The organism is Ornithinibacter aureus (assembly GCF_009858245.1).
GTDB lineage: Bacteria > Actinomycetota > Actinomycetes > Actinomycetales > Dermatophilaceae > Fodinibacter > Fodinibacter aureus.
Window position 1 is genome coordinate 3,158,063 of the sequence record NZ_VMSB01000001.1, and the last position, 20,604, is coordinate 3,178,666.

A 20,604-nucleotide genomic window follows, 5' to 3' on the forward strand; every position below is an offset into this window, starting at 1 on the left:
CATGACGCCATGGATTCCGTGCGCTATGTCGACGTCTTCTCCGGCACGCCGTTCAAGGGCAACGCCTTGGCCGTTGTCCACGGCGCCGACGGCCTCAGCGACGAGCAGATGGCCGACATCGCCCGGTGGACGAACCTGTCGGAGACGACGTTCCTCATGACCCCCACCGACCCGGCCGCCGACTACGCGGTGCGGATCTGGACCACGGGGGGTGAACTGCCCTTCGCGGGGCACCCCACCCTCGGTAGCGCCCACGCCTGGCTGGAAGCCGGGGGAGTGCCCGCCCGCGAGGCAGCGGTGGTGCAGCAGTGCGCGGCAGGGCTCGTCACGGTGCGGCGCGGCGACCGGCTGGCCTTCGCGGCTCCGCCGCTGATGCGGTCCGGCCCGGTGGAGCAGTCCGAGGCGCAGGCCCTGGTCGCCGCCCTGGGCCTGGACCCCGAGGACGTCGTGGAGATGGCGTGGGTCGACAACGGACCCGGGTGGGCCGGCATCCTGCTTCGTTCTCCCGACGCCGTCCTGGCCGCGGACCCCGACGCCGGTCGGTGTCGCGGGGTCAAGGTCGGGCTGGTGGCGGTCTATCCGCAGGGCGCACGTGCCGACGGCGTCGCCGCCGAGGTCAGGGCGTTCTACTCCGATGGCCGAGAGTTCGCCGAGGACCCGGTGACCGGAAGCCTCAACGCCGGGCTCGCCCAGTGGCTGGTGCCGGCGGGGCACCTGCCGCCGCAGTACGTCGCCGCGCAGGGAAGCGTCATCCATCGCGAGGGGCGGGTGCACGTCGACGTCGTGGACGGTGAGATGTGGGTCGGCGGCGACACCCGCACGATCTTCACCGGGCACCTCCCCGAACCGAAACGTCCCGAGACCGACCAATAGGTCGATCTCGGGACGCTGTGGGGTCGGCTCTGCCGTACCTGGTGTGACCTATTGGTCGATCTCGGTACGGATCAGACGTCGTACGGCGTGGTCTCGAGGATCTTGACCTCGATCTGCTTGCCGTTCGGTGCGGTGTAGGAGGCGGTGTCGCCCACCTTGCGCCCGTTGACCGCGGCACCGATCGGGGACTTCTCGGAGAACACGTTCAGCGACTCGTCGGTGATCTCGCGCGAGCCGAGCAGGAAGGTCTCCTTGTCGCCGAACATCTCGACGGTGACGACCATGCCCGGCTCGACGACGCCGTCGTCCGCCGGCTTCTCGCCGATGATGGCCGTCTCGAGCAGCTGGGTCAGCTGTCGGATGCGGGCCTCCATCTTGCCCTGCTCCTCCTTGGCGGCGTGGTAGCCACCGTTCTCCTTGAGGTCGCCCTCCTCGCGGGCCGCTTCGATCTTCTTGGCGATCTCGGTACGTCCCGGGCCGGAGAGCTCGTCGAGCTCTGCCTGGAGGCGGTCGAAGGCCCCCTGGGTCAGGAAGCTCGCCTGGTTGGCGGTCTCGGTCACGTCACTCACTCCTGGTCATGGTGTGGCACCCCGCCCGGTGTGACAGGGGCGCCCGATAGACAACGGCAACGGGCCCGGGTCGCGGTGCTGTGCGGCACGAGGTCGGACCCAGACCCGATGTGAAACGTCAATGGTAGCAACCGGGTGCGTGATCGGCACCGTGAACGACACGAGGGCTGCCGCGGGCACGTCGTGGGATGCCGTGTGGCGGCGGGATGTCGGTGGGCGGCGCGTCAGGGGGTCGTGGGAACCCGGGTGCACGAGTCCACGACGCCGGTCACCGCGCGAACGCTGGTGCGAACGCGCACCTCACGCCGCAGCGACGTGGGACCGGCGGCCGGCACGGCATCCTCGACGGTGCCGACGCGTGCCTTGCTCGAGTCGAGCGCACTGACCCGGCACCTCACGGCGACCCCCTCGGGGCGGTGCAGGTCGTACTTGACGAGCACCTCGGAGGCGGACTCGACGCGGTACCCGGTGACCTCCGGTCGCACGCTGCCGGTCGTCGAGACGATGCCCCACCAGACGATGACCACGACAGCGCTCACGCAGCCGAGCACGCCGATCACCCACCAACGGGTGGTGCCGGGTGCGGGGCGGGGCAACGGCATACGGGCCCTTAGTCGAGGGTCGGTCGCGGATGAGAGGATGTCGGGGTCCATTCTCGGGTACGCCCGACCACCTCCGTACGAAGGGTCCCACGTGTCTGACCGGCTCCGTCTCATGTGCGTCCACGCGCACCCGGACGACGAGTCCAGCAAGGGTGCGGCCACCATGGCCAAGTACGTCGACGAGGGCCATGACGTGCTCGTCGTGTCGTGCACCGGTGGCGAGCGCGGCGACGTCCTCAACCCACGACTGAAGCACGACGCCCACATCCTTCGCGACCTCGCGCAGGTGCGCCGCGACGAGATGGCTGAAGCCCAGGCGATCCTCGGGGTGCAGCACACCTGGCTCGGCTTCGTCGACTCCGGTCTGCCCGAGGGTGACCCGCTTCCTCCGTTGCCGGAGGGCTGCTTCGCCCTCGAGCCGCTCAGCGTCACCACCGAGGCCCTGGTGCGTGAGATCCGCCGCTTCCGCCCGCACGTCGTCACGACCTACGACGAGAACGGCGGCTACCCGCACCCGGACCACATCATGTGCCACGACGTGTCGATGGCCGCGGTCGTCGCCGCTGGCGACCCGGAGGCCTTCCCGCACGCCGGCCCCGCGTGGCAGCCGCTGAAGGTGTACTACAACCAGACGTTCAGCAAGGCACGTGTGGAGGCGTTCCACCAGGCGCTGACCGCGCTCGGTGAGGAGAGCCCCTACGCCGAGTGGCTCGAGAACTGGACGCGCCCCGACCGGGCGGTCACCACCCGCGTCGAGTGCTCCGCGTGGTTCGACCGCAGGGATGCCGCGCTGGTCGCCCACGCCACCCAGGTCGACCCCGACGGTTCGTTCTTCCGTGTGCCGCGCGAGGTCCAGGTGCAGGTCTGGCCCACCGAGGACTACGAGGCAGCGCTGTCCTTCGTGCCGATCGCCCCCGACGAGGACGACCTGTTCGCGGGCCTGCCGGCCGACGTGCAGGCCGCCGACGCGTTGGCCACCTCGGGAACCCTGACCATCGTCCACGACACGCGCACGGAGCGAGACTCATGACCGATGCACCTTCAGCCGCCGTCGCCCCGGGCTTCTTCGCCTTCGTCGCCTTCTTCGTCATGGCGATGGTTCTGTGGTTCCTCATGCGGAACATGAATGCCCGGATGCGCCGGATGTCCTACCGCCAGCAGGCGGCCCACCGTGGCCGCGACGAGGCCCAGGCCGGCCCGGGCGACGTCTCCGACAGCCGCCGGGACGACGACGGCAGGGCGGATGACCGCTCACCCGCGGACGACAGCGGCTCCAACGACACCGGCTCCAGCGACAGCGGTGGCTCGGACGGCGGAGGCGGCGGCGGGAGCGACTGACCCTCCAGACCAGCCTGACGTGCAATACGTCGGGGTCAGGCGGGGGCACTCAGGGCGAGCGAGGCGGCCACGAAGTGCGACCCGAACGCCAGGATCGTGAGCGTGTGGAAGACCTCGTGGAAGCCGAACCAGCGCGGTGAGATGTCCGGCTTCTTCGTGCCGTAGACGATGGCGCCGGCGCTGTAGAGGGCTCCACCGATGACGATCCACGTCATGACCGCGGCGCCGGCGTGCTCGAGCAGCGGCCCGAAGTAGAAGACCGCCACCCAGCCGAGCATCACGTACGCCGGGACGTACAGCCAGCGCGGAGCGTGCGACCAGAACACCCGGAACAGCACCCCGATGATCGCGCCGGCCCAGACGATGGTGAGCATGTGGCGGGCCTGGTCCGGGGGTAGGAGCAGGGCGAACGGCGTGTAGGTGCCGGCGATGATGAGGAAGATGTTCGAGTGGTCGAAGCGCCGCAGGAACGCCCCCATGCGCGGAGACCACGTCCCGCGGTGGTAGACGGCCGAGGTGCCGAACAGCAGCACCGCGGTGCCGCCGAAGATCGCCGCCGAGACCTTGCCGGTCGTCGTCGTTGCCAGGACCACGAGCACGATCCCGGCGATCAGCGCCACCGGCACCATGCCGGCGTGCAGCCAGCCGCGCAGCTTGGGCTTCACGTGGTCGAAGGCGGCCTCGACGCGCTGCTCGAGCTCTTCGACCCGCTGTTCGAGGGCCTCGCGACGGCTCTGGTCCGGGGTCGCGGGCGGGTCCAGCGGAGTCATGGGTCGAATTTAACTTACGCGCGCGTAGGTTGGCGAGCCGCGAACCCGTGACTCTCGACGCAGGCCGGGACGGGAACACCATTGCCTCGCCGCCCGTTCTGGGCCCGGCACACCCCGCTACCCTCCGCAAGAAGGCCCCCTGCGGGAGTAGCGTGACCCTGTCGTCCGCGAGACCGCGACGGCCGGGCGGTGATGGAGAGGCAGGCGAGCATGGCGCTGAGTGACGTGCTCTACGCGGCATACGCGCGCCGCCTGCTGCGTGAGCTCGAGCCGTCCTCGGTGCCGCGCCACGTCGGGGTCATGCTCGACGGCAACCGTCGGTGGGCCCGGGCCCGCGGTGCCGGAGCCAGTGAGGGTCACCAGGCAGGCGCCGACAACATCGAGAACCTGCTCTCCTGGTGCGACGAGGTCGGCGTCGACGTCGTCACGCTGTGGCTGCTGTCCACCGACAACCTCAACCGGCCCGAGGACGAGCTGCGGCCACTGCTCGGCATCATCGAGGCAGCCGTCGACACACTGGCGGCCACCCACCGCTGGCGGATCCATCCCGTGGGTGCCCTCGACCTGCTGCCGGCGCCGACCGCTGCGCGGCTGAAGGCGGCCGAGGACCGCACGAGAGACGTCGACGGGATGCTCGTCAACGTCGCCGTCGGCTACGGCGGGCGACGTGAGATCGCGGATGCCGTGCGCTCGCTGTTGCAGCAGCAGGCCGCCATGGGGACGAGCATCGAGGAGCTCGCCGAGGTCATCGACGTCGAGCACATCGCCGAACACCTCTACACCAAGGGTCAGCCCGACCCGGACCTCGTGATCCGCACGTCAGGGGAGCAGCGGCTCGGCGGGTTCCTGCTCTGGCAGAGCGCGCACAGCGAGTTCTACTTCTGCGAGGCCTACTGGCCCGACTTCCGCAAGGTCGACTTCCTGCGCGCCCTGCGCGCCTACGGCGAGCGGCACCGAAGGTTTGGCTCCTGACACGCCCCCCGGCATCCCAAACATCACACGAGCCACGCCAGCCACACCCGTCACGACATCGCGCAGAATTCACCTCAACACGCCCGGCCGCGTGCGTGGGGACGCGGGGGAGGCAGTCGTAGCGTCGAGAGCACTGCAGCCCCGCACCCCTCAGGAGCGACCATGGCCTCGAGTACCCGACCGGCACCGTCAGCACGCCAGGGGGAGGAGCCGCGTCGCACGTACGTGCTCGACACCTCGGTGCTGCTGTCCGACCCGCGCGCGATCACCCGCTTCAAGGAGCACGAGGTGGTGCTGCCGGTGGTCGTCGTCACCGAACTCGAGGCCAAGCGCAACCACCCCGAGCTCGGCTACTTCGCCCGCACGTCCCTGCGGATGCTCGACGACCTGCGGATCTCCGCCGGTCGGCTCGACGCTCCCGTGCCGATCGGCGACCAGGGCGGCACCGTGCGCATCGAGCTCAACCACACGGATGCCGCGTCGTTGCCCGCGGGCTTTCGCCTCGGCGACAACGACACCCGCATCCTCGCGGTGGCGCGCAACCTGGCCAACGAGGGGCGGCTCGTCACGATCGTGAGCAAGGACCTGCCGATGCGGGTCAAGGCCTCGGCGTGCGGCCTCGAGGCGGAGGAGTACCGGGCCGAGCTCGCGGTCGAGTCGGGGTGGACCGGGATGGCCGAGCTCGAGGTCACCGTCGAGGAGATGGACCACCTCTACGAGTACGGCCGGCTCGAGAGCGTCGCCGCGGCCGAGTTCCCCTGCCACACCGGGCTCACCGTGCTCTCGCCCCGCGGCTCGGCGCTGGGGCGCGTGGGGCCCGACAAGCAGGTGCGCCTGGTGCGCGGTGACCGTGACGCGTTCGGCCTGCACGGTCGCAGCGCCGAGCAACGCATCGCGCTCGACCTGCTCATGGACCCCGACATCGGCATCGTCAGCCTCGGTGGCCGTGCCGGCACGGGCAAGTCAGCCCTCGCCCTGTGCGCCGGGATCGAGGCCGTCATGGAGCGGCGCCAGCAGCGCAAGGTCGTCGTCTTCCGGCCGCTGTACGCGGTGGGCGGGCAGGAGCTCGGCTACCTTCCCGGTGACGCCGCCGAGAAGATGAGCCCGTGGGGGCAGGCTGTCTTCGACACCCTCTCCGCCGTCGTGTCGCGCGAGGTGGTCGAGGAGATCCTCGACCGCGGGATGCTCGAGGTGCTGCCGCTCACCCACATCAGGGGCCGGTCCCTGCACGACGCGTTCGTCATCGTCGACGAGGCCCAGAGCCTGGAGCGCAACGTGCTGCTCACCGTGCTCTCGCGCATCGGCCAGAACTCCCGCGTCGTACTGACCCATGACGTGGCGCAGCGCGACAACCTTCGGGTGGGCCGTCACGACGGGGTCGTCGCGGTGGTGGAGGCGCTCAAGGGTCACCCGCTCTTCGCCCACGTGACGCTCACGCGGTCCGAGCGCAGCCCCATCGCCGCGCTCGTCACCGACCTCCTGGAGGACATCGACGTCTGAGCGCCACCAGCGCTGCGGGTCGTGCGATTTCGTCCAGCACGGTCGGACCCCGTAGGCTTGTGTCTCGATTCGGTAACGACGTGAGTGCTCCACCGGCTGCGTTCAGCCCCCTGAGCATCTCCCGCACGAGAGGTCCCCTGCCTGCCCATGGCTCGCTACACCGCGCGTCACGCGCCTCGCCATGCGGCCGCGCTCCCCGAGCGCAGTGGTCTGCGCCGCGCCCTCGCGGCGACTGCGACGCGCCCCGTGCTGGCCAGTGGGGCAGTGGCTGCGGTGCTCGCCGGGAGCGCCCTCGTGGTCTCGGTCGGGGAGGACCAGGCCCGTGCCGAGGCGATGACCTTCGCGGTCGACGGGCTCACCGAGCAGACCTCGACCGAGCAGCTCGCGGCTGAGGAAGAGGATGCCGCTCGCGTCGCCACCGCGCGCACCGACACCAACGCCGCCCGGTCGGCCGTCGCGGCCCGTGACGCCGAACGAGCGCGCCTGGCAGCGGCCAAGGCCTTGGCCGCGCGTCAGGCCAAGGCGAAGGCGGCCGCCCGTGCGGCCGAGCGCAAGCGCATCGTCGCCAACGCCAAGAAGGACCCGAAGGCCGCAGCGCGCCAGCTCATGCCGGAGTACGGCTTCGGTGCGGGCCAGTGGTCCTGCCTGGACCGCCTGTGGATCGGCGAGAGCGGCTGGAAGTGGAACGCCGAGAACCCGTCATCCGGCGCCTACGGCATCCCGCAGTCCCTCCCGGCCCGCAAGATGGCGACCATGGGTGATGACTACCGCACCAACCCGGTGACCCAGATCCGGTGGGGGCTGGACTACATCAAGAAGGCGTACGGCACCCCGTGCAACGCCCTCAGCAAGTGGAACAGCCGCTCCCCGCACTGGTACTGATCGTCAGATCTTGCGCAGCCGGATGCCGGTGACCGCGTGGTCCGCGCCCTTGCTCAGCACCAGTGTCGCGCGGTCCCGGGTCGGCAGGACGTTCTCGACGAGGTTCGGCTCGTTGATCTGCTCCCAGATCCGGCGCGCCGTGGCGACGGCCTCCTCGTCGCTGAGGGCCGCGTAGCGGTGGAAGTAGGACTTGGGATCGGCGAACGCGGTCTCGCGCAGGCGGAGGAACCGCTGCACGTACCAGGTGCGGATCTCCTCGACGGGGGCGTCGACGTAGACCGAGAAGTCGAAGTAGTCCGAGATCGCGCCGGTGCTCGTGCCGTCCGGGCGCACCTGTGGCGGCTGGAGGACGTTCAGGCCCTCGACGATGAGCACATCGGGCCGGCGCACCCGCACGGTCCCCGGAAGGACGTCGTACGTGAGGTGCGAGTACATCGGGGCCGGGACGGACGGCATCCCCGACTTCACGTCGGCGATGAACGCGAGAAGGGCGCGGCGGTTGTACGACTCCGGGAAGCCCTTGCGCTGCAGCAGGCCCCGGCGCTCGAGCACGGCGTTGGGGTAGAGGAAGCCGTCGGTGGTGACGAGCTCGACCCGGGGGGTCTGCGGCCAGCGGCTCATCAGCTCCTTGAGGATGCGGGCCGTCGTCGACTTGCCGACCGCCACCGACCCGGCCACGCCGACGACGAACGGGACCCGGGTGGGCCGCTCGCCGAGGAACTCGCTGGTGGCCAGACGCAACCCGTGGGTGGCCTCGACGTAGAAGTGCAGCAGCCGCGACAGGGGGAGGTAGACCTCCTCGACCTCGCGCAGGTCGAGCCGATCACCCAGGCCGCGCAGCCGCGCGAGGTCGCGCTGCTCCAGGCTCATCGGGTGGTTCTCCCGCAACCTGGACCACGCGGCGCGGTCGAGGTCGACGTACGGCGTCGGCACCGTGGCTCGCTCCTGGGTGGCGCTCACCCGCGTCATTGTTGCGTATGCCGTGCCGCCTCCCGCCGCTGCGGCGCGCTGGGCTTCCGCTCGCACTAGGGTGGGGCGCATGTGCGGAATCGTCGGCTACGTGGGCCGGACCATGGATGACACGGCTCTCAACGTCGTGATGGAAGGCCTGGCGAGGCTCGAGTACCGGGGCTACGACTCCGCGGGGGTGGCTCTGGTCACCGAGGACGGCGTCGCCACCGAGAAGCGGGCCGGCAAGCTCGAGAACCTGCGCTCGGCGCTGGAGGCGCACCCCCTGGCGCCGTCGCGCACCGGCATCGGGCACACCCGGTGGGCCACCCACGGCGGCCCGACCGACGGCAACGCCCACCCGCACCGTGGTGGGGACGGCAACCGCCTTGCGCTGATCCACAACGGCATCATCGAGAACTTCCACGGCCTGAAGAAGCAGCTGCTCGCCGAGGGCGTGGAGTTCAGCTCCGAGACCGACACCGAGGTCGCCGCCAAGCTCGTCGGGCGTGAGTACGACCGCCTGGGCGACCTGACCGAGGCCATGCGGGCCGTGGTCAGCCGTCTCGAGGGTGCCTTCACGCTGCTGGCCGTGCACGCCGACAGCCCGGGGGTCGTCGTCGGTGCGCGGCGCAACAGCCCGCTCGTCGTCGGCCTCGGTGAGGACGCGAACTTCCTCGGCAGCGACGTCGCGGCCTTCATCGGCTACACCCGCCACGCGCTCGAGCTCGGTCAGGACCAGATCGTCACGATCACCCCGGACGGCTACGAGGTGATCGGCTTCGACGGCACCCCCGCCGACGGCAAGGCCTACGAGGTCACGTGGGATGCCGCGGCCGCCGAGAAGGGCGGCTACGAGACCTTCATGGAGAAGGAGATCCATGAGCAGCCGCACGCGGTCGCCGACACCCTGCTCGGGCGCACGGACGACGAAGGTCGCCTCGTGCTCGACGAGGTGCGCATCTCCGAGGAGCAGCTCGGGCAGATCGACCGCATCGTCGTCGTCGCCTGTGGCACCGCCGCCTACTCGGGGATGGTCGCGAAGTACGCCATCGAGCACTGGACCCGGATCCCGGTCGAGGTTTCGCTGGCCCACGAGTTCCGGTACAGCGACCCGATCGCCGACGCCCGCACCCTCGTGGTCTCCATCAGCCAGTCCGGGGAGACGATGGACACCCTGATGGCGGTCAAGCACGCCCGTGAACTGGGCGCGCTCACCCTGTCGATCTGCAACACCCACGGCTCGACCATTCCCCGTGAGTCCGATGCGGTGCTCTACACCCACGCGGGCCCGGAGGTCGCGGTCGCGTCGACCAAGGGGTTCTCGGCGCAGATCACCGCTGCCTACGTGCTCGGTCTCTACCTCGCGCAGATGCGCGGCGGTGAGCACGCGGTCAACGCCCAGGCGGTCATGCGTGAGCTGCGCAACCTGCCCGAGCACATCCAGACGGTGCTCGACCGCATGGACCGGGTCATCGAGATCGCCCGCTTCATGGCCGACAGCCGCTCGGTGCTCTTCCTCGGGCGCAACGTCGGCTACCCGATCGCGCTCGAGGGTGCGCTCAAGCTCAAGGAGATCGCCTACATCCACGCCGAGGGTTTCGCGGCCGGTGAGCTCAAGCACGGCCCGATCGCGCTCATCGAGCCCGGCCAGCCGGTGTTCATCGTGGTGCCCGGCCCGGACACCCCGCACGAGCTGCACAAGAAGGTCGTCTCCAACATCCAGGAGATCCGCGCTCGGGGCGCCCGCACGCTGGTCATCGCCGAGGACGGCGACGAGGACGTCGTGCCCTTCGCCGACGAGGTGATCCGGGTGCCCGCGACGTTGCCGCTGCTCATGCCGCTGCTGACGATCGTGCCGCTGCAGATCTTCGCCCTGCACCTGGCCACCGCGAAGGGGTTGGACGTCGACCAGCCGCGCAACCTCGCCAAGAGCGTCACGGTTGAGTGAGCCGTCGTGATCGTCGGGGTGGGCATCGACGTCGTCGACGTGGCTCGCTTCGGTGCTGCGCTCGAGCGCACGCCATCCCTGCGTGATCGACTCTTCACGCCGCGCGAGCGCGAAATGGCGCTGAACTCCAAGGCGGCACGGTTCGCCGCGAAGGAGGCCCTGGCCAAGGCGCTCGGTGCCCCCGCCGGGATGCAGTGGCAGGACGCCGAGGTGCACCGCGGCCCCGACGGTCGCCCGCACTTCGAGGTAAGCGGAACCGTCGACGCCCGGGTGCAGGCGTTGGGGATCACCTCGATCCACGTCTCCCTCTCGCACGACGCCGGGATCGCCTCCGCGGTGGTCGTCGCCGAGGGGTCAGGGGCCCCACTGGAGTCGTCGGCGTGATCCGGGCGTGGTCGACGGATGCCGTGTACGACGCCGAGGCGGCGCTCATGGCCACGCTGCCAGACGGTGAGCTGATGGCCCGGGCGGTCGAGGGGCTGGCCCTCGTGGCGGCCGCGCGACTCCAGGAGTGCGACGGTGCGGCCGTCGCAGCACTCGTCGGGCCCGGCAACAACGGCGCCGATGCCCTCTACGCGGTGGCCCGGCTCGCGGAGGCCGGCTGGAACGCGGTCGCCGTGCACGACGAGGTGGTGCACGACGGGGCACGCGCTGCCGCGGAGGCGGCCGGGGTCCTGCTCACGACCGACCCGGCAGCCCTGGCCGAGGCCGACGTGGTGCTCGACGGCATCCTCGGTATCGGGGCGCGCCCGGGCCTGCCGCCGTGGGCTGCTGCCTGGGTGGCCGCAGTGCCCGACACGGCCTACGTCATCGCGGTCGACCTGCCCTCGGGGCAGGACCCGATGGGTGGGGCGCTCGATCCCGACGGGGTCTTCGCCGACGAGACGGTGACCTTCTCGGTGCCCAAACCGGTGCACCTGCTGCCGCCCACCGAGCAGGCGTGCGGCATCCTCACCGTCGTCGACATCGGGCTCGACCTGGCCGCCGATCCGGTGGTGCTGCGGCTCGACCACGACGACGTCGCAGCCCTGTGGCCGGTGCCGACACCGGCCGATGACAAGTACTCGCGTGGCGTCGTCGGGGTCGTCGCCGGGGGCGAGGCGTACACGGGGGCTGCGGTGCTCGCCGTGACGGCCGCCGTCGAGTCCGGTGCCGGCATGGTGCGCTACGTCGGCACGCCGACCCCGACCGCCCTCGTGCGCGCGGCCGTGCCCGAGGCCGTGCACGGACCCGGCCGGGTGCAGGCCTGGGTGGTCGGCCCCGGGCTCGACGTCGAGGCCACCGACGATGACGCTGCTGCCCAGCTCGAGGTGGCGCGCGCCGCGCTGGCAGGTGGCGAGCCGGTCGTCCTCGATGCCGGCGGCCTCGACCTGGTCGACGCCGACCTGGTGCGGTCGCGGGCCGGGCGCGCGACGCTGCTGACCCCGCACGCCGGGGAGTGCGCGCGCCTGCTCAGCCGCCTGAGCGCGGTCGTACCTGGAGTGACCTATTGGTCGATTTCGGGACAAGGGGACGTGACCCGGGCGCAGGTCGAGGCGTCCCCGGTCGCCCACGCGAAGGCGCTCGCGGCCGCCACCGGCGCCACCGTCCTGCTCAAGGGCCCGACCACCGTCGTCGTCGGGCCTGCTGAGGGCGCACCGGTCTGGTCCCAGGCCGACGCCCCCGCCTGGCTCGGCTCCGCGGGTGCGGGCGACGTCCTCGCCGGGGTGCTCGGCACGCTCCTGGCCGCAGGGCTGCCGCCGGACTCGGCCGGGGCGCTCGGCGCCCTCGTGCACGGCGTCGCCGCGGATCGGGCCAACCCCGGGGGCCCGGTGCGGGCACTGCGGGTCGCCAACGGCATCCCGGATGCCGTTGCCCACCTGCTGGGTCGGGCCGCCACCCGCTCGTCCTAGACTCAACAGGCCCATGACAACCTCTCCCGCTCCCGTGCCCGCACCCGCGGGCGCTTCGGCGTGGGTGAGCATCGACCTGGACGCGATCCGCGACAACGTCGCCGAGCTCGTGCGCCGGGCCGCCCCGGCCCAGGTGCTCGCCGTCGTCAAGGCCGACGCGTACGGCCACGGCCTCGTCGACAGCGCCCGCGCCGCGCTCGCGGGTGGTGCCTCGTGGCTCGGCGTGGCCCAGCTCGCCGAGGCCCTGCGCCTGCGCGAGGCCGGCGTCACCGCCCCGCTGCTCACCTGGCTCTTCGCGCCCGGCGCCGACATCGGTGGGGCCATCGACGCCGACATCGAGGTCACCGTCGGGAGCATGTGGTCCGTGGATGCCGTCCTCGCGGCCGCGCGTGAGCGTGGCGCTCCCGCGCGCATCCAGGTCAAGGTCGACACCGGACTCGGACGCGGCGGCATCCTCACCGACTGGCCGCAGATGGTGGCGCGCCTCGCCGCGGCCCACGCGGAGGGCGCCGTCGAGGTGACCGGTGTGTGGTCGCACTTCGCGTGGGCCGATGCGCCGCAGCACCCGACGGTTCGGGCCCAGCAGGTGCGCTTCGAGGAGGCCTGCGAGGAGTTGGCGCGCGCCGGGGTCCGACCCCCGCTGCGCCACCTGGCCAACTCGGCGGCGACGCTGACCAACCCGAGCGCCCACTTCGACCTCGTGCGGCCCGGGCTCGCGGTCTACGGGCTCTCGCCCGTGCCCGACCTCGGCGACAGCGCGCACTTCGGCCTGCGCGAGGCGATGCGGGTCACCGCCCGGCTCTCGCTGGTCAAGCGGGCGGCTGCCGGGCAGGGGGTCAGCTACGGGCACGAGTACGTCACCGACCGCGACACCGTGCTCGGCCTGGTCCCGATGGGGTACGCCGACGGCATCCCGAGGGCGGCAGGCGGAGCCGGGCCGGTGCTCGTCGGCGGTCGGCGCCTCACCATCGCGGGGCGCGTGTGCATGGACCAGGTCGTGCTCGACCTCGGCCCCGACTTCGCGGGTGCGGCGGGCGACGAGGTCGTCGTGCTCGGGCGCGCGGCCGATGGTGAGCCCTCGGCGCAGGACTGGGCGCAGGCTGCGGGCACCATCAACTACGAGATCGTCACCCGCATGAGCCCTCGCCTGCCGCGGGTGCTGCTCGGAGGGCCGTTCTGATGGCGCGCTTCGGGCCCCTCGGGCCGGTGGGCACGGTCGCCAGCGCCGTCGGTGAACGGGTCACCCGGGCGCGCGCCGGCTACCGCTCGGTCGACGCCCCCGACGGGTGGGCACACACCCCGACCGAGGCCCTCATCGTCACCACCGAGGACGGCGTGGCCCTGCACGTCGAGATCGACGCCCCCGACACGACGAGCCTGAGCCGGCGCCACCTCGCCGGGCGCACCCCGACGGTGGTGCTCGTGCACGGGTTCGCCCTGACCATGCAGTCCTGGGTGCTGCAGCGTCGCTCGCTCAAGCACTCGGGCTTCCGGGTGGTCAGCTACGACCAGCGCGGCCACGGCCGCTCCGGCATGCCCGACCTCGAGCGCTGCACCATCGACCAGCTCGGGCGCGACCTGGCTGCCGTGCTCGACGCCACGTGCACCTCCGGGCCGGTCGTGCTCGTCGGGCACTCGATGGGTGGCATGACGGTCATGTCCTACGCGGGTCAGCACCGCGACGTCGTGCGGGACCGCGTGCTCGCGGTGGCGCTGGTCTCCACGAGCCCCGGCGGCGACGAGATGACCGAGTTCGGGTTGGGTGCGACGGCCGGGCGCGTCGTCGGCTCCTTCGGTCCGACCGTGCTGACCCGGCTCTCGCGGCACGCCGGCCCGATCGGTGTCCTGCGCAAGATGGGCCAGGGTGTGCAGGATGCCGTGGTGCAGCGGTGGGCGTTCGACTCACCCGTGAGCACCGACCTCGTCCAGCTGGTCGGGGACATGATCTTCGGGACGTCGTTCGACGTCATGGCCGCCTTCCTGCCCGACATGGACGCCCTCGACATCAGTGAGGAGCTCACGGCCCTCGTCGGCGTCGAGACCCTCGTCATCAACGGTGCCGGCGACCTCATCACCCCGCCCTCGCACAGCGAGGAGATCGTGCGTCGCATCCCCGGTGCCGAACACGTCGTCGTCGAGGATGCCGGGCACATCCTCCAGCTCGAGCACCCGCAGGTGGTCACGCAGCAGCTGCTCATGCTCATCGGCCGTGCCCAGCGTGCCGTCGCCGAGGGGTTGCCGGTCAGCGACAAGCCGCGGGTTCGCCGCACCGTGCAGGACATCTCCAAGAAGCGTCGGGTGGCGCGGGCGAAGTCGCGCAGGGGCGGTCGCGAGGCGGCGTCATGACCGCGCGGCGGATCGTGGTGCCCGGCGTCGAGGACACCCAGGCCCTGGGTCGTGCGCTCGGTGCCGTCCTGCGTGCGGGAGACCTGGTCGTGCTGACCGGTGGCCTGGGTGCGGGCAAGACCACCCTCACCCAGGGGCTGGGTGACGGGCTCGGGGTGCGGGGCCCGGTGACCTCGCCGACGTTCGTCATCGCCCGGGTGCACCCCTCGCTCGTCGGCGGCCCGGTGCTCGTGCACGTCGACGCCTACCGACTCGGCGGCGCCCTCGAGCTCGACGCCCTCGACCTCGACGCCTCCGTCGAGGACGGCGTCACCGTGGTCGAGTGGGGGCAGGGGCTGGCCGAGGACCTCAGTGAGAACCGGCTCGAGGTCGTGCTCGACGTCGACCCAACCACCGAGGTGCGCACCGTGACCGTGACCGGCCTCGGCGGGCGCTGGACGTCCGACGACGCAGCAGCCGCCCTGGTGGCGTTGGGAGGTGAGCCGTGCTGATCCTCGGCATCGACACGTCGACGTCCGCGATCGGGGCCGGGCTGAGCGATGGCCTCGGGGTCATCGCGGCTGCCCACCGGGTCGACGCCCGCGGCCACACCGAGCAGCTCGCGCCGCTCATCTCGACGCTGCTCGCCGACAACGACCTCACCCCGGGCGACCTCACCGGGGTCGTCGTCGGCAACGGACCGGGGCCGTTCACCGGTCTGCGGGTCGGCATGGTGACGGGCGTGACGATGGCGCACGCCCTGGGCATCCCCGTCTTCGGGCTGTGCTCGCTCGACGTGCTGGCACATCAGGGGGCTGCGGCGACGCACGGCGAGATCCTCGTCGCGACCGATGCGCGGCGCAAGGAGGTCTACTGGGCGCGCTACTTCGTCGACGCCGCGGGACACACGGTGCAGCGGCTCAGCGACCCGGCCGTCGACCGGCCCGCCGAGCTGCCCGAGGAGGTGCGTGCCCTGCCGACGCTGGGCCGCGGCCCGGTGCTCTATCCCGACCTGTTCCCGAACCTCCTGCACCACCACCTCGACGTCGATGCCGGACTGCTCGCCCTCCTCGGGGGCCGAGGCATCGCCGCCGACGCCACCATGCCCGTGGAGCCGCTGTACCTGCGCCGCCCCGACGCCCTGACCAGCGCCCAGCGGGGAGCCACCTCGTGAGCACCCTGCGAGACGTGCAATGGACCGACATCGAGCAGCTGGCGCGGCTGGAGCGCGAGCTGTTCGCCGACGACGCCTGGTCACAGCAGACCTGGTGGGCCGAGCTCGCCGGTCGGCCGCGCCGTGACTACGTGGCCGAGGTCGGGGGGGCCGAGGTGCTCGGGTACGCCGGGCTCGACCGCGGCGGCGACGTGGCCGACGTCATGACGATCGCGGTCGCCCCCTCGGCACGGGGCCGGGGCCTGGGTCGGCGACTGCTCGACGAACTCGAGACGCGAGCGAGAGCCGGGCGAGCGGCATCCGTCATGCTCGAGGTGCGCGCCGACAACGCGGCGGCCATCGGGCTCTACGACCGCGCGGGGTACACCGTCGTCAGCATCCGCCGGCGCTACTACCAACCGGGCGACGTCGATGCCCTCGTGATGCGGAAGATCCTGTCCGACAGGGAGGTTGGCGGTGAGTGACCAGCCCTTGGTGCTCGGCATCGAGACGTCGTGCGACGAGACCGGCGTCGGCATCGTGCGCGGCGAGACCCTGCTCGTCGACGCGATCGCGAGCAGTGTCGACGAGCACGCCCGCTTCGGGGGAGTGGTGCCCGAGGTCGCGAGCCGGGCGCACCTCGAGGCGATGGTGCCGACGATCGAACGCGCCTGCGCGACCGCGGGGGTGAGCCTTCGTGATCTGGATGCCGTCGCCGTCACCTCCGGGCCGGGGTTGGCTGGGGCGCTGATGGTGGGCGTGGCGTCGGCCAAGGCGCTGGCGCTCTCGCTCGGGGTGCCGCTCTACGGCGTGAACCACCTCGCGAGCCACGTTGCCGTCGACATCGTCGAGCACGGGCCGCTGCCGGAGCCGACGCTGGCGTTGTTGGTGTCCGGCGGGCACTCCTCGCTGCTGCTCGTCCCCGACGTCACGCACGACGTGCGCAGCCTCGGGTCGACGATCGACGACGCGGCGGGGGAGGCGTTCGACAAGGTGGCCCGGGTGCTGGGGTTGCCCTTCCCCGGTGGCCCGCACATCGACCGGGCGGCGCGCGACGGGCAGGTCGTCATCGACTTCCCGCGCGGGTTGACCCAGGGGCGCGACATGGAGCGGCACCGGTTCGACTTCTCGTTCTCGGGGCTGAAGACGGCCGTGTCCCGCTGGGTGCAGGCGCGCGAGGCCGCCGGTGAGCCGGTGCCCGTGGCCGATGTCGCCGCGAGCTTCCAGGAGGCGGTCACCGACGTGCTGACCCGCAAGGCCGTGCTCGCCTGCCGGGAGAACGGGGTCGAGAACCTGCAGATCGGCGGCGGGGTCGCGGCCAACTCGCGACTGCGGGCGATGGCCCAGGAGCGCTGCGATGCCGCGGGCATCGAGTTGAGGGTGCCGCGGCCGGGGCTGTGCACCGACAACGGGGCGATGGTGGCGGCGCTGGGAGCGCAGATGGTGCTCAAGGGCCGCCCGGCATCCGACTTGTCGTTGCCCGCTGACTCCTCGATGCCGGTGACGCTCGTCCAGTCGTAGCCCGCGCCCCAGGCGACGGCCAGCAGCGGGGCGGCTGGTCGAGGGGGCGAGACATGCCAATGGCGGTTCCCGATCCCGAGCATGTCCTGTCCGCTCGATGTCCGCCACGGCTTGGCGCGACCGTAGATGCGGGCTCAGCGACCTGGCCGCGTCGCGAAGCAGGCGTGACGCCTACCGAAGGGACCGTGATGAGTTCTGACCCGATGACTCCCGAGCAGGAGTACGACTTCTACGCCTGGCCGCAGAACCAGGAACCGCAGGGCCTCCCTCGTCGACGCTCGAAGCGGCTGACCACCCCGGTTCCGGTCCGGTTCCCGCCTGAGTTGCTCGACGAGGTCAAGAAGCGGGCCGAGGCCGATGACCGATCCGTCTCTGCGTGGATCCGCCGCGCCGCCGAGCATGAGATCGCCCGAGTTGCACCGCGACCGCGGGACAGTGGAGGTCAGCCGGGCCGGTAGATGTCCTTACGGTGGTCGATCCGCAGGATGACTACTTCCCGGCGTTCATCGTTGATGCGATACGGCACCCGGTGGGTGCCTCTTCGAGCGCAGTGGACGCCGGTGAGTTCTCCGCGGAGCGGGTCGCCCGGACGGCCGGTGGGATCAGGACGAGCTCGTATGGCGAGCTGTCAGTCATGGACGCAGGGCACGGACCGCGTTGACCCCGCGGACCACGTCACCGGCGGCGTAGGCGGCGTAGGCGGCGTAGGCGGCGTAGGCGGTGTCGGCCTCCCGGATGTCGGCCAGGGCCATGGGGTCGCTGAGCACGGCGAGGGTCTCCTCGAGCTCGGCCAGGTCCTCGGGGCTGATGATCACTGCGGCGGCGCGACCGTTGCGGGTGACGGTCACTCGCTGGTGTTCGCGCTCGACACGATCGACGACGTCGCTGAAGTGATTGCGGACCTCTCGCAACGGCTCAATGCTCATGACCACAATCGTGGCGCTTTGTCGCTGAGGGTGCCAGCGGCGTCAGACTCCGGCGACGTACGCGGTGAGGAAGTGCACGGCGTGGCGGTCGAGGTTGCCGCGGGCGCGGTCGTAGTGCTCGGTGGTTCGGGGGTCGGCGTGGCGGGCGAGGATCTGCGCGTCGCGCAGCGGCACCCCGGCATCCAGCGCGTTGGTGATCGCCGCGTGCCGCAGCGAATGCGGACTGATATGCCGCGGGATGCCGGCTGCCTTCGCGATCCGCGTGACCATCCGGTACGCGTCACGCCGGTCGATTGGTTGGCCGCTCAACGGTCGCAGGATGAGCGGGCCCTCGGTGCGCTGACCGCGGCAGGCCTCGAGCACGCGCAGCACCGGGACCGAGACCGGCATGGTTGCGGGCTTGTTGCCCTTGCCGATCAGGTGCAGGACTCGGTGCCCGCGCAGGGTGTCGGCGTAGTCCTCGATTCGCACACCCGCGGCCTCGGAGGCGCGCAGGGCGTTGATGCCCAGCAGGTACGCCAGCGCGCCGTGGTGGACGGTGATGGTCTGGGCGACCTGAAGGAACCGGATGAGCTCGAGCCGGTCAAGGCCTTGGGTGCGGGACTCGTCGCGCTGGACCTTCGGCAGCCGGGCGTACACGGCCGGGTCGGCCGTGATCAGGCCGTCGATGTGGGCGAACCGGAAGAAGCCGCGCACCCCGTTCATCATCGACACCACCGAGGAGTCCATCAGGCCGCGCTCGCCCAGGCTGCGGATGTACAGCTCGACATGCGCCCGTTGCACACCGACCAGCGGGTCCAGGCCGTTGCCTTCGCACCAGGCGAACCACTCCCGCAACTGGAACTGGTACAGCTGGTGGGTTCGCGCCGAGTAGCGAGCCAGGAAGGAGACCGCCGCGAGCTGGGCCGTGGACATGGTGGCCGGTTGGAACGGCAGCAGCGTCGTAGGACTGGACATGGGATCACCTCATGCGGCGACCCAAGGAAGAGGCCCACGCCACGCCCGCCGCCACCGCGACTAGGCACTCGAACATGTCCACGTTAGACCTGAACCTGCGGATGCTGACAGGGACCGCAGGCGGCGATAGGACGCATCTGAGCGCAGGCTGCTGCTGGGGCTACGGGCCTACACTGATTTCCATGTCCGACTCCCGCATCGTCGCCGACCACCGCATCATGGGCGGTGTCCCGTGCGTGCGTGGTACGCGCGTTCCGGTGGCCACCATCGTCGGCCTGGTGGCGCAGGGACGCACAGCCGAAGAGATCGTGGTCGACTATCCGACCCTGGCGGCTGACGATGTACGGGCTGCCCTGGAGTTCGCGGCGGTGGCCGTGAGCGAGCGGCAGATCCCGCTGCGCACGTCCGCGTGAGGTTTCTGCTCGACGAGTGCCTGAGCCAGCGGCTGGTGCGTTGCTCGAGGTCGCGGGTCACGATGTCATTCATGTCGTGGACTGCGGGCTGGCCGGTCGCGTCGACGATGACGTCCTCGAGCGCGCGCGGACGGAAGGTCGCGTCCTCGTCTCTTCGGACACCGACTTCGGCGAGCTGTTGGCGAGAGCAGATGCTGCTCTCCCGAGCCTGATCCTGTTCAGGCAGGGCAATCGGGAACCCGAGCATCAAGCAGCGACACTGTTGGGAAACCTTGGGCAGGTTGTTGACGATCTGGATGCCGGGGCGATCGTCGTCTTCACCAACGAGAACATCCGGATCCGCAGACTGCCGATCCAGAAATGATCCCCCCCCATCGTGCGGCGCTGAGACGCATCTCCTCGAGCGGAGCAGCCGGTGATGCTCGCGCGATTCTAGAGGTCCAACAGCAGCGCCAGTGTCTCGCGGACCTCGTTGAGGGCTACCGGGCCGACGTTGCCAGTGCGGTCGTGAATCCGCGTCGTGGCCACCGATCGCGCGTGCTGGCATTGCGCCGAGGAACGCGCCACAAGTCGGTTGTCCTCATCGGGGTCGATTGAAACCTCGGTGCTGCTGTCGCGCTGTGTCCGGGTCAACGGCACGACCTGGACGACGTTGGGTCCGCCCCGCAGAACCCGGGCAGCCGTCACCACGATCGCCGGGCGACGGAGTCCGGCCTCGCTTCCCGCGGGCATACCAAGGTCAAGTTCGACGACGTCACCCGGCGTCAGCATCGAGCCACGCTGTCTCGTCCTCGGTGAGCTCTGGTGCAAGGTCTCGTGCCATCGCGTCCTGGCGCAACGCGCGGATGGCATTGCTCACCGTCTCATCAATGGTTTCGTGGCGTGCGGCTGCCAAGCGCGCCACCCGGGCATGAGTGTCCCTGCTGATGCGGATCGTCGTTGTTTCGGCCACAGCACCACCGTATCTGTCTGTAGACGGATACGTCTACAGACGCTTCAAGGCTACGCAGGG

General features: G+C 71.0%; 27 protein-coding genes. 18 read left to right on the plus strand and 9 right to left on the minus strand.

Translation table 11 applies throughout. The annotated features are described in order from the left end of the window. Positions 1–9: 9 nt before the first annotated feature. Entirely contained in the window at positions 10–873 is an 864-nt protein-coding gene (locus tag C8E84_RS15015; RefSeq protein ID WP_159903371.1) for a PhzF family phenazine biosynthesis protein, read from the plus strand. Positions 874–944: 71 nt separating this feature from the next. On the opposite strand, the gene greA is transcribed toward C8E84_RS15015, so the two are convergent. Further along, the gene (greA, locus tag C8E84_RS15020) at positions 945–1,433 is read right to left on the minus strand and encodes a transcription elongation factor GreA (RefSeq protein WP_159903373.1); all 489 of its coding nucleotides are present in this window, start codon (positions 1,431–1,433) and stop codon (positions 945–947) included. 233 nt (positions 1,434–1,666) lie between these two features. Continuing rightward, the gene (locus tag C8E84_RS15025) at positions 1,667–2,209 is read right to left on the minus strand and encodes a DUF4307 domain-containing protein (RefSeq protein ID WP_343041722.1); all 543 of its coding nucleotides are present in this window, start codon (positions 2,207–2,209) and stop codon (positions 1,667–1,669) included. Between C8E84_RS15025 and mca the strand changes: the two genes are divergently transcribed. Both mca and C8E84_RS15035 read left to right on the plus strand, forming a co-directional pair. Continuing rightward, positions 2,136–3,074, plus strand: a complete 939-nt coding sequence (mca, locus tag C8E84_RS15030) for a mycothiol conjugate amidase Mca (RefSeq protein WP_246196968.1) — start codon at positions 2,136–2,138, stop codon at positions 3,072–3,074. The genes C8E84_RS15025 and mca overlap by 74 nt on opposite strands. Beyond that, positions 3,071–3,382: a hypothetical protein gene (locus tag C8E84_RS15035; protein ID WP_159903377.1), complete on the plus strand. Its 312-nt coding sequence runs from the start codon at positions 3,071–3,073 to the stop codon at positions 3,380–3,382. Before mca ends, C8E84_RS15035 begins: the two co-directional genes overlap by 4 nt. A gap of 35 nt (positions 3,383–3,417) precedes the next feature. On the opposite strand, the gene trhA is transcribed toward C8E84_RS15035, so the two are convergent. Further along, positions 3,418–4,152, minus strand: a complete 735-nt coding sequence (gene trhA / locus C8E84_RS15040; protein ID WP_159903379.1) for a PAQR family membrane homeostasis protein TrhA — start codon at positions 4,150–4,152, stop codon at positions 3,418–3,420. A gap of 210 nt (positions 4,153–4,362) precedes the next feature. Here trhA and C8E84_RS15045 point away from each other — a divergent pair, with 210 nt between their 5' ends. The 3 genes from C8E84_RS15045 to C8E84_RS15055 all read left to right on the plus strand — a co-directional run bounded on the left by C8E84_RS15045 (position 4,363) and on the right by C8E84_RS15055 (position 7,506). Beyond that, positions 4,363–5,124 carry an isoprenyl transferase gene (locus tag C8E84_RS15045; protein ID WP_159903380.1) on the plus strand — a complete coding sequence of 254 codons (762 nt, stop codon included), beginning with the start codon at positions 4,363–4,365 and terminating at the stop codon, positions 5,122–5,124. Between the two features lie 162 nt (positions 5,125–5,286). Beyond that, a complete protein-coding gene (gene phoH2 / locus C8E84_RS15050) occupies positions 5,287–6,624 on the plus strand; it encodes an RNA 5'-3' helicase PhoH2 (RefSeq protein ID WP_159903382.1) in 1,338 nt (445 codons plus the stop codon). Positions 6,625–6,771: 147 nt separating this feature from the next. Further along, positions 6,772–7,506 carry an aggregation-promoting factor C-terminal-like domain-containing protein gene (locus tag C8E84_RS15055; protein ID WP_159903384.1) on the plus strand — a complete coding sequence of 245 codons (735 nt, stop codon included), beginning with the start codon at positions 6,772–6,774 and terminating at the stop codon, positions 7,504–7,506. Between the two features lie 3 nt (positions 7,507–7,509). On the opposite strand, the gene coaA is transcribed toward C8E84_RS15055, so the two are convergent. Beyond that, on the minus strand, positions 7,510–8,475 hold the full coding sequence (coaA, locus tag C8E84_RS15060) for a type I pantothenate kinase (RefSeq protein WP_159905000.1): 966 nt from the start codon (positions 8,473–8,475) through the stop codon (positions 7,510–7,512). Between the two features lie 70 nt (positions 8,476–8,545). On the opposite strand from coaA, the gene glmS reads away from it, so the two are divergent. The 10 genes from glmS to C8E84_RS15110 all read left to right on the plus strand — a co-directional run bounded on the left by glmS (position 8,546) and on the right by C8E84_RS15110 (position 17,754). Continuing rightward, positions 8,546–10,405 carry a glutamine--fructose-6-phosphate transaminase (isomerizing) gene (gene glmS, locus C8E84_RS15065; RefSeq protein WP_159903386.1) on the plus strand — a complete coding sequence of 620 codons (1,860 nt, stop codon included), beginning with the start codon at positions 8,546–8,548 and terminating at the stop codon, positions 10,403–10,405. Positions 10,406–10,411: 6 nt separating this feature from the next. Then, a complete protein-coding gene (locus tag C8E84_RS15070; protein ID WP_159903388.1) occupies positions 10,412–10,789 on the plus strand; it encodes a holo-ACP synthase in 378 nt (125 codons plus the stop codon). After that, positions 10,786–12,297, plus strand: a complete 1,512-nt coding sequence (locus tag C8E84_RS15075; protein ID WP_159903390.1) for a bifunctional ADP-dependent NAD(P)H-hydrate dehydratase/NAD(P)H-hydrate epimerase — start codon at positions 10,786–10,788, stop codon at positions 12,295–12,297. The genes C8E84_RS15070 and C8E84_RS15075 overlap by 4 nt, the downstream gene beginning before the upstream one ends. Before the next feature lie 13 nt (positions 12,298–12,310). Then, positions 12,311–13,477: an alanine racemase gene (gene alr / locus C8E84_RS15080; protein ID WP_159903392.1), complete on the plus strand. Its 1,167-nt coding sequence runs from the start codon at positions 12,311–12,313 to the stop codon at positions 13,475–13,477. Beyond that, positions 13,477–14,643, plus strand: coding sequence for an alpha/beta fold hydrolase (locus C8E84_RS15085; RefSeq protein WP_159903394.1), 1,167 nt, complete (start codon positions 13,477–13,479; stop codon positions 14,641–14,643). The genes alr and C8E84_RS15085 overlap by 1 nt, the downstream gene beginning before the upstream one ends. Continuing rightward, on the plus strand, positions 14,640–15,134 hold the full coding sequence (gene tsaE, locus C8E84_RS15090) for a tRNA (adenosine(37)-N6)-threonylcarbamoyltransferase complex ATPase subunit type 1 TsaE (protein ID WP_159903403.1): 495 nt from the start codon (positions 14,640–14,642) through the stop codon (positions 15,132–15,134). The genes C8E84_RS15085 and tsaE overlap by 4 nt, the downstream gene beginning before the upstream one ends. After that, complete coding sequence (gene tsaB, locus C8E84_RS15095) at positions 15,128–15,796, plus strand: tRNA (adenosine(37)-N6)-threonylcarbamoyltransferase complex dimerization subunit type 1 TsaB (protein WP_159903405.1); 669 nt, start codon at positions 15,128–15,130, stop codon at positions 15,794–15,796. The genes tsaE and tsaB overlap by 7 nt, the downstream gene beginning before the upstream one ends. Continuing rightward, the gene (gene rimI, locus C8E84_RS15100; protein WP_246196969.1) at positions 15,793–16,260 is read left to right on the plus strand and encodes a ribosomal protein S18-alanine N-acetyltransferase; all 468 of its coding nucleotides are present in this window, start codon (positions 15,793–15,795) and stop codon (positions 16,258–16,260) included. Before tsaB ends, rimI begins: the two co-directional genes overlap by 4 nt. Beyond that, the gene (gene tsaD, locus C8E84_RS15105; protein ID WP_159903407.1) at positions 16,253–17,296 is read left to right on the plus strand and encodes a tRNA (adenosine(37)-N6)-threonylcarbamoyltransferase complex transferase subunit TsaD; all 1,044 of its coding nucleotides are present in this window, start codon (positions 16,253–16,255) and stop codon (positions 17,294–17,296) included. The genes rimI and tsaD overlap by 8 nt, the downstream gene beginning before the upstream one ends. A gap of 188 nt (positions 17,297–17,484) precedes the next feature. Next, positions 17,485–17,754, plus strand: coding sequence for a YlcI/YnfO family protein (locus C8E84_RS15110; protein WP_159903409.1), 270 nt, complete (start codon positions 17,485–17,487; stop codon positions 17,752–17,754). Here C8E84_RS15110 and C8E84_RS15115 read toward each other — a convergent pair. Genes C8E84_RS15115 through C8E84_RS15125 form a run of 3 tightly spaced genes read right to left on the minus strand, consistent with a single transcriptional unit; the run spans position 17,739 to position 19,179 of the window. Further along, positions 17,739–17,915 (minus strand): type II toxin-antitoxin system RelE family toxin, encoded by a 177-nt coding sequence (locus tag C8E84_RS15115; RefSeq protein ID WP_159905004.1) that lies wholly within the window; start codon positions 17,913–17,915, stop codon positions 17,739–17,741. The genes C8E84_RS15110 and C8E84_RS15115 overlap by 16 nt on opposite strands. A gap of 13 nt (positions 17,916–17,928) precedes the next feature. Then, entirely contained in the window at positions 17,929–18,222 is a 294-nt protein-coding gene (locus tag C8E84_RS15120) for a type II toxin-antitoxin system Phd/YefM family antitoxin (RefSeq protein ID WP_159903411.1), read from the minus strand. A 42-nt stretch (positions 18,223–18,264) separates the two neighbouring features. Further along, entirely contained in the window at positions 18,265–19,179 is a 915-nt protein-coding gene (locus C8E84_RS15125) for a tyrosine-type recombinase/integrase (protein WP_159903413.1), read from the minus strand. Between the two features lie 182 nt (positions 19,180–19,361). Between C8E84_RS15125 and C8E84_RS15130 the strand changes: the two genes are divergently transcribed. Both C8E84_RS15130 and C8E84_RS15135 read left to right on the plus strand, forming a co-directional pair. Next, positions 19,362–19,592 (plus strand): DUF433 domain-containing protein, encoded by a 231-nt coding sequence (locus tag C8E84_RS15130; protein WP_159903415.1) that lies wholly within the window; start codon positions 19,362–19,364, stop codon positions 19,590–19,592. 16 nt (positions 19,593–19,608) lie between these two features. After that, complete coding sequence (locus tag C8E84_RS15135) at positions 19,609–19,956, plus strand: DUF5615 family PIN-like protein (RefSeq protein WP_159903417.1); 348 nt, start codon at positions 19,609–19,611, stop codon at positions 19,954–19,956. Between the two features lie 68 nt (positions 19,957–20,024). Here C8E84_RS15135 and C8E84_RS15140 read toward each other — a convergent pair whose 3' ends face one another. Together C8E84_RS15140 and C8E84_RS15145 are read right to left on the minus strand one after the other, a co-directional pair. Next, a complete protein-coding gene (locus C8E84_RS15140) occupies positions 20,025–20,363 on the minus strand; it encodes a type II toxin-antitoxin system PemK/MazF family toxin (protein ID WP_159903419.1) in 339 nt (112 codons plus the stop codon). Beyond that, positions 20,347–20,544 carry a hypothetical protein gene (locus tag C8E84_RS15145; RefSeq protein ID WP_159903420.1) on the minus strand — a complete coding sequence of 66 codons (198 nt, stop codon included), beginning with the start codon at positions 20,542–20,544 and terminating at the stop codon, positions 20,347–20,349. The genes C8E84_RS15140 and C8E84_RS15145 overlap by 17 nt, the downstream gene beginning before the upstream one ends. Positions 20,545–20,604: the final 60 nt, after the last annotated feature.